At 65.1% G+C, this 14,164-nt stretch carries 10 protein-coding genes; 2 read left to right on the top strand and 8 right to left on the bottom strand.

Annotation, left to right across the window (positions count from 1 at the left end):
* Window positions 1–15 precede the first annotated feature (15 nt).
* Together ACFVJ3_RS16245 and ACFVJ3_RS16240 are read right to left on the bottom strand one after the other, a co-directional pair.
* On the bottom strand, window positions 16–1,179 hold the full coding sequence (locus ACFVJ3_RS16245) for a Gfo/Idh/MocA family protein (protein WP_378452996.1): 1,164 nt from the start codon (window positions 1,177–1,179) through the stop codon (window positions 16–18).
* Between the two features lie 629 nt (window positions 1,180–1,808).
* Window positions 1,809–2,660 carry a hypothetical protein gene (locus ACFVJ3_RS16240; protein ID WP_378452995.1) on the bottom strand — a complete coding sequence of 284 codons (852 nt, stop codon included), beginning with the start codon at window positions 2,658–2,660 and terminating at the stop codon, window positions 1,809–1,811.
* An 84-nt stretch (window positions 2,661–2,744) separates the two neighbouring features.
* Here ACFVJ3_RS16240 and ACFVJ3_RS16235 point away from each other — a divergent pair, with 84 nt between their 5' ends.
* Window positions 2,745–4,193, top strand: coding sequence for a hypothetical protein (locus ACFVJ3_RS16235; RefSeq protein WP_378452994.1), 1,449 nt, complete (start codon window positions 2,745–2,747; stop codon window positions 4,191–4,193).
* Window positions 4,193–5,212, top strand: coding sequence for a glutamate ABC transporter substrate-binding protein (locus ACFVJ3_RS16230; RefSeq protein WP_378452993.1), 1,020 nt, complete (start codon window positions 4,193–4,195; stop codon window positions 5,210–5,212). Before ACFVJ3_RS16235 ends, ACFVJ3_RS16230 begins: the two co-directional genes overlap by 1 nt.
* A 401-nt stretch (window positions 5,213–5,613) precedes the next feature.
* Here ACFVJ3_RS16230 and ACFVJ3_RS16225 read toward each other — a convergent pair whose 3' ends face one another.
* From ACFVJ3_RS16225 to ACFVJ3_RS16200, 6 genes are all read right to left on the bottom strand, one after another.
* Entirely contained in the window at window positions 5,614–6,375 is a 762-nt protein-coding gene (locus ACFVJ3_RS16225) for an alpha/beta hydrolase (protein ID WP_378452992.1), read from the bottom strand.
* A 1,102-nt stretch (window positions 6,376–7,477) separates the two neighbouring features.
* Window positions 7,478–8,176 carry a GntR family transcriptional regulator gene (locus tag ACFVJ3_RS16220; RefSeq protein ID WP_378452991.1) on the bottom strand — a complete coding sequence of 233 codons (699 nt, stop codon included), beginning with the start codon at window positions 8,174–8,176 and terminating at the stop codon, window positions 7,478–7,480.
* Window positions 8,177–8,322: 146 nt separating this feature from the next.
* Window positions 8,323–10,647 carry an ATP-binding protein gene (locus ACFVJ3_RS16215; RefSeq protein ID WP_378452990.1) on the bottom strand — a complete coding sequence of 775 codons (2,325 nt, stop codon included), beginning with the start codon at window positions 10,645–10,647 and terminating at the stop codon, window positions 8,323–8,325.
* Window positions 10,648–11,121: 474 nt separating this feature from the next.
* Window positions 11,122–12,435 carry an aminotransferase gene (locus ACFVJ3_RS16210; RefSeq protein WP_378452989.1) on the bottom strand — a complete coding sequence of 438 codons (1,314 nt, stop codon included), beginning with the start codon at window positions 12,433–12,435 and terminating at the stop codon, window positions 11,122–11,124.
* 166 nt (window positions 12,436–12,601) lie between these two features.
* Entirely contained in the window at window positions 12,602–12,946 is a 345-nt protein-coding gene (locus tag ACFVJ3_RS16205; RefSeq protein ID WP_378452988.1) for a cupin domain-containing protein, read from the bottom strand.
* Window positions 12,947–13,478: 532 nt separating this feature from the next.
* Complete coding sequence (locus tag ACFVJ3_RS16200; RefSeq protein ID WP_378452987.1) at window positions 13,479–14,159, bottom strand: GntR family transcriptional regulator; 681 nt, start codon at window positions 14,157–14,159, stop codon at window positions 13,479–13,481.
* Between the last annotated feature and the right edge of the window lie 5 nt (window positions 14,160–14,164).

Here is a 14,164-nt window from a genome sequence, read left to right as displayed (position 1 = left end):
GCTGTGCGGATCGGATCAGCGCACGTCGACCCATGCACGAGATCCGATCGATGCCGTGATGGCGTCGAGGGTTTCGGCCGCGGCCACGGCGTCGGCGATCGTTGCGCCCTGGGGCTTTCCGTCGACGATCGAGGTGATGAAGTTGTTTCCCTCGATGACCTTGAGGTCGTCGTAGCTCATCGAGGACGCGGAACCCGGCTGGAAGCGGGCGTACGCTCCGGCGTCGGGACCCACCCATACCGTGGTGATCGACTGGTCCTGGTACTTGCTCCCGAGGCTCGTTCCGAGTTCGTTCATCCGGCGGAAGTCCCAGTAGACCGCACCCCTGGTGCCGTGGATCTCGAACCCGTAGTTGTTCTGCTCGCCGACGGCCACGCGGCTGGCGTCCAGCGCTACTCGTCCGCCCGATGACAGGCGAACCAGCGCGCTGACGAAGTCGTCGTTCTCCACCGGCCCCAACTTGCCGCCCGTCGCGCGCGCATGCCCGCTGGTGGCACCCGTCGGGATGGCGCGCTGGGGGATGAAGATCGCAGTGTCGGCCACGACTGCGTCGATGTCGCCGAGCAGGTACCGGACCAGGTCGACACAGTGCGAGGCAAGGTCGCCCAGAACGCCCGACCCACCGCGCGCGTTCTCGTAACGCCAGCTCAGCGCGCCGTCCGGATGCGCGGCGTAGTCGCTGAGGAAGCGGAACCGCGAGTGCGTGATGGTGCCCAGTTCGCCCGACGCGATGAGGTCGTGCGCCATCGCAACGGCCGGTGCGTTTCGGTAGTTGAATCCGACGGTCGACTGGACGCCTGCCTTCTCGACGGCGGCGGCGACCGCCTTCGCATCCTCGGACGACAGGCCGACCGGCTTCTCGATCCAGATGTGCTTGCCCGCCTCGGCCATCGCGACGCCGATCTCGCGGTGCAGGAAGTTGGGTGCGGTGATGCTGACCGCGTCGATGTTCTCGTCGGCGGCGATGTCACGCCAGTCGGTCAGCGCTGCGCCGAACCCGAACTGGGCGGCAGCCTCCTCGGCGCGGCCGGGTACCTCGTCGGCGACGGCGCCCAGACGGATCGACGGCGCTTCCGGGAAGTGGTGGCGCTGACGCAGATACGCGTTCGTGTGCACTCGGCCCATCCAGCCGAATCCGGCGACTGCTACTGCGATTTCGGTGGGGTTGATGTTGGTCAAGATCGACTCCGGAACTGGTCGGTGCGGCGTGTGTCTCTACGACAGTGCTGCGCGCCGAGAGCGAAGTCAATCGTTTGTGCTGACAAACTGGCCCTCGAGGTGATTTTGATGGCTTTCCGACCCATTCCATCAGCGACTACGCGCCCGCGCGTCGAACCAATGCCGGTACGCCGGCGTCGACCTGAACCGCCCACTGATCCAGCGACTCGAACATCTCGTCCCCAGAGGCTCCACCGGGAACGGAGAGTTCATGCAACGCTTGACCGTCCGAAGGAACCAGCGAAACCTGAGGCGGACTGCTTGCTGGGGCCGCCGAACACCGGTTCGTTGGCGGTGCCCTGCCACTGCGTCATCAGGATCTTCGTGCCACCACCGCCCTGGCTGGCATCGAGTCTCGCGTCGCGAACTGCGGCCCCTTCCAGATGTCTCCAAACGAGAAGGAGAATTGATTCGCCTGCCCAGTGGCGAGAAAAAGCCCTGAGGGGTTGTCGACCAAGCTATTTCGGTGTCCCCTCGTCGAATCACGGATGCGACACAGGACCGACCGTACGAGGGATCCGACAGTTGAACCGAGTAGTCGGCTACTCGAATCCCTTGCTCGAGGGCCTGACCGGTCGACGCATCGATGCTCACGGTGGAGGTGCGACACCTGCAGGCAGAGACCAGTCGGACGGGATGAGTCCGGCAAGCTGGTCGATGCGGGGATCGTTCATGGTGTTGTAGCGGTCGATCAACTCCTGGATGGGATCCTGCGCCACCTGCGGTGGGGGTGACGCCGGGTCCTCCGCGAAGGCACCGAGAACGTCACTGGTGTGCTGCTCGGTGGTGCCGTACGTGTTGGCCGATACCGAGAAATCGGGCCCGAAGGACGCGGAAGCGACAATGCCGGGCCCGTAGTCCGACCAGCCCCATTTGGTTCCGGTCACCGACGGCAACCGCCCGGTGCCCCAGTTCTGATGGGTTCCATCGGCGGCGACGGGGGCGGCGGTGGCCATCCACTCCAGAATGCGGCTGTCCGGATCGGTGGTCTTCTTCGCCTCGAGGAAAGTCACGGTGTCCGCGGTGCTGGTAACCGCATCGCCCCAGACGCCGGAGCCACGGGTACTGGTGAGCCGATACTCGGCGGCGATCACATCGATCGACTGCGGGTACTTGGCGTACGCCTGCGAGGCGGCGTTGTCGTCGCTGTCGCGGATCATCCGCTGTCCGAGCGCGAGGTCCTCGGGCGAGCCGTCGCCGTGCCGGAGCATGTAGTCCGCTACATACAGTTTCACGATCGACAACCCCGGCCTGGCTTCCCCCTGATTCGCCGTCCCGACGCGGGTTCCGCTCGGGGTGTGCATGAACGACAGTGCCGTCCGCCCGGGCACCTCGTCGATCCTGTCGGGCGTCGGTGCCGAGTGGGCCGTCCATCCGGACGCGGACGCGACGAGCCCCGCCACCAACAGCGACAGCGCGGAGCGGCACACCCAGCTCTCCATACCGTGCGAGTACCCGGTTCCACCCGGGCTCAGCCGTCCCGATCACCGGAAATCTGGTTCCTACGGTGTCTGTTTCCCGAGTCGGTGCGCCGGTCGGCACCGTCGGTGCACACTGAACTCAGCCCCGCGGCCCGGATCGGTGCTCTTACCGGAACCGCGGAGGCGGTGCAGGAGGACCGGATGTTCCACCGCGGCGATCACGCCGTCACCGAAGCCCCCACGCTCGACGAGGACCTGCTCGTCGAGCCCGAAGCCCGCCGCCGGCCGTGGGTCGAATTCTTCGCGTCCACGCCCGGACGGCTGACCGTGCTGGGGATCGCGCTCATCGCCGCGGTCATCGCCGCGGGCGCGATCACCTCGGCGGCGGTCGGCGCGCGGCAACAGCGGGTCGAGACGCTGCGCACCCACACCGAGCCCCTGGCAAACGCCGCCCAGGCCCTCTACAGCTCGCTGTCGATCGCCGATGCCGCGGCTACCACGTCCTTCGTCTCCGGTGGCGGTGGTGTCGAGTCGACTGCCGGCGCGGAGCAGTTCACCCAGGCGATCGGAGACGCATCGAACGCGCTGGTCACGGCGACCAATGGGGTGTCGTCGCAGGACGCCGAATCGCTGGCGCTGCTGTCGGACGTCGTGCGCAACCTCGCCGAGTACTTCAACCTCGTCGCCACGGCTCAGGCGAACGACCGGGCCGGCAACCCGGTCGGGGTGGCGTATCTGTCCGACGCGTCCGCGCTCATGCAGGACACCATCCTCCCGTTGGCGGAGCGACTCTACGTCCACCAGGCCGAGGCGGTCGCCGAGACCCAGACGCACACCGCCCAACTGCCCGCGGCCGCCTTCACGGTGACCGCGGCCGCCCTCGTCGCCCTCGTCCTCGCCCAGCTGTACCTCATCCGGAAGAGCAAGCGCCGGTTCAACCCCGGCCTCGCTGTCGCCACCCTGCTCATGGCCGGACTCCTGTTCTGGCTGATCGGCGGAAGCCTGGTGTCGACGTCCGCAAGCGAACACGCGAGAACCGAAGGAACGCAACCGATCAACGCTGTCGCCCGCGCTCGCATCCTGGCGCAGCAGGCCCGCGCCGACGAAACCCTCGCCATCCTGAAACGCGGGTCCGACACCCAGTCGGAAATCGACTACGCGCGGCACGCCCAGGCGTTGTCCGACGAACTCACCCGACAGCTGGACAGCTCGCATGGTCGCGCCGCCGAGCAGAACCTCCGCGACGCCGTGACTGCCCGCGACGGCTGGCTGGCCGCGCACCGGGATATCGAGATCGCCCTCGAGCGCGGTGACTACCCGACCGCCGCGGCGATCGCCGCCGGATCCGGCTCCCGCACGTCGTCGGCGCAGTTCGCCGCCCTGGACGAGTCCCTCCGGAACGCGATCGACCGACTCCGCGACGACGAGGCCAACGCTGTGACGGACGCCTACCGATCAATGTCGTCACTGGCCGTGGGTAGCATGGTTATCGGCGTGTCCTGCGGATTCGCCGTCGGCGGGGGTATCTGGCCGCGACTGAACGAGTACCACTGATGACACAGGTGAGGCTTTCGAGACCGGGGGCAAGACGGTGCGCCCGGCACCTCGTCGGCGTACTCGCCGTCGCCGTCCTCGCCGGCTGCGCGGCACCCGACCCTCTCACCCCGACCATCGCGGCCACGTACACCGCACGTCCGATGACGGACGGCGCACAGATCATCCCGCCCACGAACAGTCCTCCGCCGGAACCACCGCTCCCCGAGTCGTGTGGGGCGCTCGCGAGCCTGCGTCCCGGCCCGCAGCCCCCGCCCGGGAAGATGCCGCCCGGTGGATCACTCGCCGAGATCGCGGGGCGGGGCCGATTGATCGTCGGCGTCGACCAGAACACCAATCTGTTCAGCTTCCGAGACCCGACCACGGGCACCCTGCAGGGGTTCGACATCGACTTGGCGAAGGAGGTCGCCCGGGACATCTTCGGCGATCCGACGAAAGTCGAGTTCCGGCTGCTCACCTCCGCCGGCCGGTTCTCCGCACTCGAGAACAATGACGTCGACGTCGTCGTCCACGCCACCTCGATCACGTGTGAACGCGCACGACGCGTCAGCTTCTCCACCGAGTACTTCCGCGCCTTTCAACGCATTCTGGTCCCGCTGGGTTCCGACATCATCGGACCGGCGGACCTGGCGGGAAAACGGGTCTGCACCTTCGTCGATACCACCTCGCTTTCCACCGTCCAACGGGTCGCGCCGGACGCCACGATCATCGCAGTCCCCGACTGGGACGACTGCCTCGTCACCATGCAGAAGAAGCAGGCCGACGCGGTCAGCACCTCCGACTCGCTCCTCGCCGGGCTCGCCTCCCAGGACCGGAATTTTCAGATCGTGGGGCCACAGCTCGAGGCGGAGCACTGGGGAATCGGTGTCAACAAAGGCAAGGAGGACCTGGTGCGGTTCATCAACGGCACCCTCGACCGCATACGCGCCGACGGAATCTGGATGCGCCTGTACGACCGGTGGCTGGCCACTCCGCTCGGGCCGAGCGCGGGCCCACCCCCGGCAACCTATCGCGATTGAGGGGGAAACTATCGCGCCAACCGCCGATGGTGGTGCTGCCGCTTCCGGCCCGTCTGTGTGAGGCCACGGTGGAGACCGGGACGCTGTGTATACGTCGTGGCAGTACTGCGCAGAGAGGCCACCGCAGCCCAGCAGGATCGTCAACCGCCTCCCAATACCGGACCCGACCATCGGAAGTCTCGAACGCGGCCCAAAGCCCCTCGAACTCGAATTCGGGTGGCAGCTCGACCGCGAATTCACTGACCCGGAGATCGCGGCGCATCGAAGTGCTGGGCTTGCGGGTGGGGTCGTTGGTGCTTGGCTTGGCTACCGATGAGGTTGGTCGGGGTGCCGGAGGGCTGGGTTCGTGGCAATGGCGGTATCGGCGTCCGGCGCGGGGCCGGACGCCGATACCGGTCCCGTCAGTCCGAAGCCGTGTCGGCGCCCCGGCCGAGGTGGCGGGCGAAGAACCGGGCCGAGCTGTCGCGCTCGTATTCGGGCACCTGGTTGTGCCTGCCCGGGTGGGCGTGCAGTGTCTTTTCCTTCGAGGCGAAGGCGTCGAACAACGCGACCCCAGAGGTGCGGTCGAATTCCTCGTCGTCCCACGGAATCCGGTACTCGACCGGGACGGTGATCTTCCTTGCCGCCTCGATCAGAGCGTCGCACACGAAAACCCCACCGAAGCTCACGGCAGCGATCCGGGATTCGACAGCCGTCAACATCAGCCCGGTCACGACACCCAACGTCATGCCGCCGTAGCCGATCGGCGCTTCGGCGCCAAACTCGGGCAGCGCCTGCAAGGCGTCCAGGGTCGCCTGCCATTCCGGCACCGCACGCTCCGCCAGCGACATGTTGTAGTCGATGACGATCGGGGCGATCGGCTCGCCCGCCGCCCTGGCCTGATGGATCGCCTCGGCCCACCGCTGATCCTGAAGGTTTCGCGGCCGGTCACCATGTCCGGGCGCGTCGATGGCGGCGACGGCGAACCCATAGGTGGTCACGATGTGGAGTGCACCGGCTACCAGCCCCGGCGCCTTCTTGTGCATGCCGCCGGAGTGCCCCGACAGCAGCAGCGGTGCGCCAACGGTTCCTGATGTGGGCGACCAGAGCACGCCGGTGATCTCATCGAGAGTGAAATTACGTTCGATGACACCGTTAGACGATGTCTCAGAGGTGAAATGCATGGTGTTGCCTTTCGGGATTGCCTTGTTGTACAGGCGCTCCCCGCGACACCTACGTCAATCGCGCAACCGTGAACACGAGTGGGAGCACCCACATGGTTATTGCGTTCATGGGTCTCACCTCCTCGCGTTATGTCACTGTTTCGCACACGCTATCAACCTCAACCGAATCCCGTCCAACCTATTTCCTGCCCACCGACCCGACCGGCTGTCGACACGCTCATCTGCCACCGACCACTCGGATCAAGGAGGGCCGGAAACGTTGGTTGGTGAGACACTGTGGGGTGCTGCGGATTCCCGCGGGTCGGTATCCACCGAGTCTGAAACGGTTGCCGTGTCAGTTCCGGGCGCCGGTGGTACCTACGGCGCCGCGAGACACGATGCGAATCGGCTACGCGCGTTAGCCCGACATGAGACATGTCTCACCGTAGTTTGTCTCGAATTTCCCTGCGCTATTCCACTTTCCGGGCGTGAGACACGTTCGAGCCGATCCCGGCATGACGCCGGGTTGGCGTGATCACATCACCAAGGCGTGGTCTGGGCAGATGAGGCCGTGTCGGGCGTGATTGTGCCTGTCACTGTTACCGGGCCGCGCAGGGCCTCGTTCACCGGTTCGATCGTCACCGGCGCAGGATATCCGGATGCCCCGACATCCCGTGGAGCAAAACCGTGCTGACGTCGGTTTTTGGGAGGATAACTGCGATAACTGAAATTATCGTCGCTGAGTGCGCGCAAACCATGAGTAACACGGCCAGAGCTGCCGAGAGGTTCATCGAAACCGTTGTCGTACCGCCTCCATAACCGCGCCGATCAGCGTGTAATCGCGGGCCTCGACACGGTCGCTCCGCTGCTGACTCGCCGCGGCTTGCGCGGCCTTCACGTGTACCGGCGCACCCTCTTGTTTCACCCCGCAGCGCGGGCGATCGTGCGCTTTCCCAACTGCTGGGACCCGGGCACCGCGAGTCAGTCCCGCAGCACTTTCCTGACCTCGTGTGCGGCAACGCCGTTCAGATCAGTTCGCCGTTCATCACGGCCGATGAGGAGATTCGCTGGCTGATCAGCGGCGACCCCAGGGTTGCCAAGCCAGGAGGGCGAAATGACGCGGCTACACGTTCATTGACCCGTCGCCGTCCCGTTCCCGGCGTGCAGTAGTCAGCGAGTCGACCGCGTGGGTCATGTGCCGGTCGATCTCCGCCAGCATCTCGGCGAGATCGTCCCCGAGTAGCCGGTCGAGCAACCGCTGGTGTTCCTCGACGGCTGTAGGTGGCCGGATGTACCGGTCGTCGAATGCCGACATGCACAGCATGGTCTCGGCGGCCAGGGTGGAGAACATGCGGCTCAGCCGTGGGCTTTGGGCGGCCTCGACCATTGTTTCGTGGAATTGGAGGTCCTCGCGGGCCAGTTTCGGCCAGTCGCCGGCGTCCATGTATTGCGCGATGTTTCGCAGGATTTCTTCGAGACGAGCCACGAGTCCGGGTGGAATCCCGCGTTCGTACACGGTGCTCGCCGCTTCCTTCTCGATGGCGCGCCGGCCGCGGTAGACGTCCTCGATGTCGCCGATGTCGAGCTCGACGACGAACACGCCCCGGTTGCGGTGGCTGACCAGGAGCCCTTCCTGGGCGAGGCGTTGCACGGCCTCTCGCACGGGACCGCGGCTCATCTTCAGCCGTGCGGCCAGTTGTAACTCGCTGATCTGTTCACCCGGTGCGAAGCTGCCGTCCAGGATCCGTTCCCGCAGCTGCTCCGCGATCACCGCAGAGGTGACCCGAAGAGACATGGGGACCATGTTGTCGATGCCGGTCATCTTGCTGCTGCCTTTCCGATGCACCGTCAACTGATAGTTGTTGCCGTGTTTGTCGACCTGTTGACAGTTGGCAAGCCTACACCTTCGCACCCATGGGGCTTCAGTGGCCTCGCCACGCACCGATCGGGGACTTCCGAGACCGGTGCTCAGCCCTGCTCGCTGTGTCTCTGCTCGATGATCCATGCTGCGATCTGGGCACGGGAAGAGAAGCCCAATTTGGAGAGGATGTGCTCGACATGCCCCTGGGCGGTGTGTTGGGAAATGACGAGCTTGCCCGCGATCGCCCGGTTCGTGAGACCCTCGGCGACAAGTTCGGCTACCTGCTGTTCCCGGCGCGTGAGACTCGTCGCTCCCGGCTCGACCGAGATATCGGATCCGCTCGTCTCGTCGACGGCGTACGCTGCGGCATCTTCGAACCGCGCCTCGAAACCGTGCCGGAACTCCGTCTCGAACGCGCGGTCACCGATCGCCCGGCGAACCGCTTGCTCGATCCGCGCATGCTGGAGGTGCAGGTTCGGGTAGATGATGCTCGGATTCCCGACCCTCTGGGCGAGCGCCTCGGCAGCACCCATCAGCTTGGCGGCGCGCCGGGGAACTCCCTCATCCACAGCGATCCACGAGAGGACCTCGATGCACCCTGCAGCGCTGATGCGGTCGTCTACCGATCGAGCGAGTTGAAGCCCCCGCGTGGCGAGAGCTTTCGCACGGGAGTACTCGCCACGCTGCCGGGCCCTCATCCCCGCACTCCACGACACCCATCCCCGGTAGACGGACTCACCTCGCGTCCCGGTCAGCTCGAGAATCTCCTGCCGGCACTCGTCGCTCCGTGACCAGTCGCCGGACGCGTCGCTGGCCAGCGCGAGCCCGAACAGCGACCAGATCATGTACAAGAGGTTGCCGTCCTCGCGAAAGACCGTGAGCGAGGATTCGAAGTGTTCACACGCGGTGGCGGCGTCCTGGGTGAGCAGCGCGTGATGGCCGGCGGCATCGGCCATGAGCGCTTTGGCAGTGCGATCGCCGAGCTGCGCCGCAAGGTCGCCTCCGCGTTCGACGTAAAGTGCCGACGCCTCTGGGTCGCCGTACAGCCCAGAGAGCACACTCAGCACGTATAGCGCCTTGACCTGCGCCGGGCCGGGCTCACCGCCCACCGCCAGAAGTTGCGCGAGCCACCGCATGCCCTCGCGCAGCCTCCCACGCGCCCGCCAATACGGGTAGAGCGCCGCCGCCATGCGACTCCCCGCGTTCGCCTCACCCGGACCGGTCAGGCAGAACTGCAGCGCCGCACGGATGTTGGGTTGCTCGGCGTCGAGGCGCGCAACCCAGGACACCTGCCGTGAACTGATCCAGTCGGACTCCGCCCGCAGCACCAAGTGTTCGTACCAGTCCCGGTGCCGACGCAACAGCGATGCGAACTCAGAGGTCTCCTGTAACCGTTCCATACCGTAGTCGCGCAGTGTCTCCAACAGCCGGTACCGCACCGCTCCCGCGACCTCTTCCCGAATCAGGATCGACTTGTCGATCAGCGACGCCACCACGTCGACAACCTGGGATGACGTCATGGTGTCAGCGCAGATGCCTTCCACCGCGTCGAGCTCGAAGCCGCCCGAGAACACTGTCAGCCGCGCCCACAATTCCCGCTCGGTCGGGGAGCACAACTCGTGGCTCCAGTCGATACACCACTGCAGAGTTTGCTGCCGTGCCGGCGCCCCCCTGCTGCCCGTCGTCAGAAGGGCGTACCGGTCGGTCAGCCGTTGCAGGATCTGCTCCACCGACATCACCCGCAGCCGCACGGCCGCCAGTTCGATTGCAAGCGGCAGACCGTCCAGGCGGCGGCAGATCGCCGCGATGACGTCATTATTGTTCTCGGTGATCTCGAAGTCCGGGACCGCCATCGTCGCGCGTTCGGCAAAGAGGTTCACCGCCTCGTAGTGGCCCAGCCCCCCGCCGACCAGCGACACCTGGTCCGGGTCCGGCATCGTGAGGGGCGGGACTCGGTGCACGGCTTCTCCTCCGATTCCGAGCGGTTCCCGGCTGGTCGCCAGAATCCGGAGTTCCGGGCAGGCGCGGAGAAGGGCTACGGCGAGGTCGGCGACTGGTTCCACGAGGTGCTCGCAGTTGTCCAGTACGAGTAAAAGCTTCCGCGCCGCGAGGTATTCGACGAGCAGTGACTCGGGTGCGGCGCTGCGGCCCTCGCTCAGTCTCAACGCCGACAGCACTGCGTCGACGACCGCGCCCGGGTCGTTCAGTTCGCCCAACCCGACCGACCACACACCGTCATCGAACGCGCGACTGGACTCGGCGGCGACCCGCAGTGCGAGCCTGGTCTTTCCCACACCCCCGACACCAGTCAATGTCACGAGCCGCGACACGGAGAGCAGCCGGCGAACCACGGCGATCTCACGGCGGCGGCCGACGAAGCTCGTCAGTTCGTGGGGAAGGTTTCCCGTGGTCGCCTTGATACCGGGAGGCATGAAACCGCCACCCTTCATCTCGCATTCCCTTGCGACCACGGTACCTTCCGCGAACACCTGCTCGTCGTCGCTCCACGGGCAGCGAGTATCGCCTTGGTGGCGAGAGGTCGGGGGAAGCTACAGCGAGAAAGCCGTGTGCGGTACTGCGAGCGACGCAGTGGCGCTTGCGTCGGCCTGACCCAGCCACGGTGTCGATGTGCATTCGGCACGGCTGGTCCCGGCGAGCGATTTACTCGGCGTCTGCTCACCATGCCCGGCCGGAGCTCGAGGCGCGCGGCGACTACGGCACCGCGCTGGGCGGTTATGACCGTTGGTTGCTCCGTCCGAGGATTCAGACAAGGTAGTGGCGATTCTTGGGCATGCGCCGCAGAGGGCCTCGATCCGCCGGCGTGCGCCCGATCGTCGCGATCGCCTCGCTGACCCACGGCCTAGCGGGGCGGGTGAGTAGCACTTACCCACCACCCCCCGCGGCGGCTACACCGGCGCAAATTCTTGGGACGCACCGGCGCGGTGATTGCGGCGAACGAGTTCGGCGGCCGCTAATCGGATGCAGGTGCACAAACCCTCCACGGCAAGACGCAACTCCTGCTCCGATGGCAAAGTTGGGGCCAACCGGATGTGGCTGTCCCGAGGATCGTCGCCGGACGGGAAAGCAGAACCGGCGGACGTGAGCGTGATGCCGGCCGCGTGTGCCAGGGCCACCACATGCTTGGCCGTACCCGGGAACACTTCGAGATTGACGAAGTAACCTCCGGACGGCCGCGTCCACGACGCGATGCCGGAGTCACCCAATTCCCGCTGCAATGTGGAATTCACCAGGTCGAACTTCGGTGCGAGAATCTGCTGGTGTCTGCGCATGTGGGCGCGAACACCGGCGGCATCGACAAAGAACCGAACGTGCCGCAATTGGTTGATTTTGTCCTGCCCGATGCGCTTACGCGAGAGATGACCCAAGTACCACGCGACGTTCCCGGCGGAGCCAGCAAAGAAGCTCACTCCACCTCCGGCGATAGTCATCTTCGAGGTCGAGGCGAACACGTACGGCCGTTCGGGGTTGCCTGCCCGGAGAGCAATACTCAGGACATCGACAACGGGCGGGGCATCGTCGGTCAAGGGATGAACCGCATACGCGTTGTCCCAGAAGATCCGGAAATCGGGGGCGGCTGTCTCCATGCTCAGCAGGTCGCGGGTGACCTGCTCGGAGTAGGTCACCCCGCTCGGATTGGAATACGTGGGAACACACCATATTCCCTTGATGTGAGGATCCGCGGAGACTAACTCGCGGATCGTAGCGAGGTCGGGGCCATCGGAGAGCAGCGGAACCGGAATCAGCTCGATGCCGAACGACTCGGTGATGGCGAAATGCCGATCGTAGCCGGGCACGGGGCACAGGAACTTCACCGGATCGGAGGACCAGGGTGCGCCCGTTTCGCCAGTACCGTGGATCCAGGCGAACGACAGGACGTCATACATCGTTTCCAGACTCGAGGTGCCACCGGCGATCAGGTTCGTGGGTGCGATATTGAGCACCTCACCGAACAGCTCACGCAGCGCGGGCAAGCCGGCGAGATCACCGTAGTTTCGGCAATCGATCCCATCGATCACGTAGTCACCGTCACCGGGTAGGGCGAGCATCGCTGCGGACAGGTCGAGCTGTTCTGGTGCCGGCTTGCCCCGGGTGATGTCGAGTGCGAGCTGTTGGGCCTTCAGTGCGGCGTAGTCGGCGCGGTACCGGGCAAGCTCGATTTCGAGATCCCGGAGGGCGAGATCGTGCAGGGGTGTGGACATCAACGGCTTCCTTCGGGTGGTGAGGAGTTCGATGAGTGGGGTGGCTGGCGGGTGCGCCGACGTGGAATTTCCCGGAGCGTCAGACGGCACACAGCCAGAAGAGCAGGCAAGATCCACGGGATCTGGCCTGCTCTTCTGCGTCGTGGTGCTGTTTCAGTTCAGCTGATCAGTCGACTGCGCCCGAAATGTCCTGCACAACCCACATCTTGCGGAGCGTCGTGTGGATGGTCCAGGTGCCCTCCCAGCCGGCGGGAGTCACGAACAGCGACCCGGGGCCGATGTCGAAGCTGTTGCCGTTCGATTCGGTGATGGTGGCGGTTCCACTCAGGATCTGGCAGATCTCGTTGTAGCCGTCCCGGGTGCTCGTGAACGTTCCCGGAGTGACCTCCCAGATCCCCGTCCTCAGACCGTTTCCGTCCCAGAGGCCTTGGGACACTTCGGTCTGACCGGGCGTTGTGGATGTGGACTTGAGGATGTGCTTCCCGGGGTCCGCAGTTGTTGCATCACTCATGACGGTCGCCTTGACCATGGTTACTCCGTTCTTGGGCTGCGCCCTTGGCTGACGTGCCTTTGATGGGGTGGCACGAGACCTATCCTAGCAATTGTCAACAATCTACGATAGGCCTGATTATCAGAATTATCTTCTCTCCCTTGCCTTTTCGGTGAATCTGCATCGTGCATGGGTGGATGGGACATCGCCGTCGTCGGCATGTCTCTGGAGGGCTCTGCTCGAAGTGCAGTCCTGATCACACCGACGTCACCGTGCCCTGTTCGGTCCCGTCTTGCTGTGGCGCTGACGTCTCCCCGCCCGGGGTGTCGACCGGTTGTTCGCGACACTCGTGTGGAGGGTCCGGTGCCGTGGGCCGCGAGAGCGCCGGTACCGTTGATCACCACGTGCCGCGTCATGTGGTGGGCGGTTGTACCGGCACGGAACGCCAACCGGCCCGGGGTCGCTCGGTTCGCGGTGACATCCGTCCGCGAGCGGGACTGCCGACGAACCGACTGCAGTCCCCGCCCAGGTATGACGAGGTTTTCGGCCTCAGTTACTCCTGGTGCGTTGTTGCGGTGAGATCGTCGACGGCCTTGTGCATGTGACGACTGATGGCCTGCTGGAGTCCTTCGGTGTCGCCGGCTTCCAGCAAGTCCAAGAGATTCTGGTGCTCCTGGACCAGCACGTCCACGCGAGGATAAGAGACTCGAAGGTTGAGAATGCACATTCTCGATTCGGCTACGAGAGTGTCGTAAATCCGGATCAAGCGCGAGTTTCCTGCCCCTTCAACAAATGAGGTGTGGAATTTCATGTCCAGTCGGGTGAGCGCTTGCCAATCCGACATATCAACCTGCGCTGCCATTTCTGTCAGGGTCTCTTTCAGGAATTGGCAGGTGCGGTTGATTTGTTCCTGTCCGGCGGTCAGGAGGATATCTGCGGAAGCTGATTCCACCGCCTCGCGGACGGCATAGATCTCTTTTATGTCGTCGATCGACAGCTCCGGAACGAAGACGCCGCGGTTCCGCAAGCTGACGAGTATTCCCTCCTGGGCCAGCCGCTGGAGTGCTTCGCGGACTGGTCCCCTGGACGTGTGCAGCTGGCCTGCCAGGACCGATTCGTTGATCTGCTGACCGGGTCGGAAGACCCCTTGAATAATCTGTTCCCGTAGATGATCGGCAATCAATTGTGCCGTGGGTCGTCCCTCTAATACAAGCAGTCCCTCCGGGGTCTCCATGGAAT

Origin of the sequence: Rhodococcus sp. NPDC127593 (genome assembly GCF_042671975.1) — a bacterium.
Taxonomy (GTDB): Bacteria; Actinomycetota; Actinomycetes; order Mycobacteriales; family Mycobacteriaceae; genus Rhodococcus_F.
This window is presented reverse-complemented; position numbering and strand designations above follow the sequence as displayed.

Excerpts from the sequence above, each read along its gene's own strand:
- ACFVJ3_RS16220 (WP_378452991.1), bottom strand. The coding sequence starts at position 8,176 with ATGACCGGCATCGACAACATGGTCCCCATGTCTCTTCGGGTCACCTCT.
- ACFVJ3_RS16215 (WP_378452990.1), bottom strand. The coding sequence starts at position 10,647 with ATGCCTCCCGGTATCAAGGCGACCACGGGAAACCTTCCCCACGAACTG.
- ACFVJ3_RS16240 (WP_378452995.1), bottom strand. The coding sequence starts at position 2,660 with ATGGAGAGCTGGGTGTGCCGCTCCGCGCTGTCGCTGTTGGTGGCGGGG.
- ACFVJ3_RS16210 (WP_378452989.1), bottom strand. The coding sequence starts at position 12,435 with ATGTCCACACCCCTGCACGATCTCGCCCTCCGGGATCTCGAAATCGAG.
- ACFVJ3_RS16230 (WP_378452993.1), top strand. The coding sequence starts at position 4,193 with ATGACACAGGTGAGGCTTTCGAGACCGGGGGCAAGACGGTGCGCCCGG.
- ACFVJ3_RS16200 (WP_378452987.1), bottom strand. The coding sequence starts at position 14,159 with ATGGAGACCCCGGAGGGACTGCTTGTATTAGAGGGACGACCCACGGCA.
- ACFVJ3_RS16225 (WP_378452992.1), bottom strand. The coding sequence starts at position 6,375 with ATGCATTTCACCTCTGAGACATCGTCTAACGGTGTCATCGAACGTAAT.
- ACFVJ3_RS16205 (WP_378452988.1), bottom strand. The coding sequence starts at position 12,946 with ATGAGTGATGCAACAACTGCGGACCCCGGGAAGCACATCCTCAAGTCC.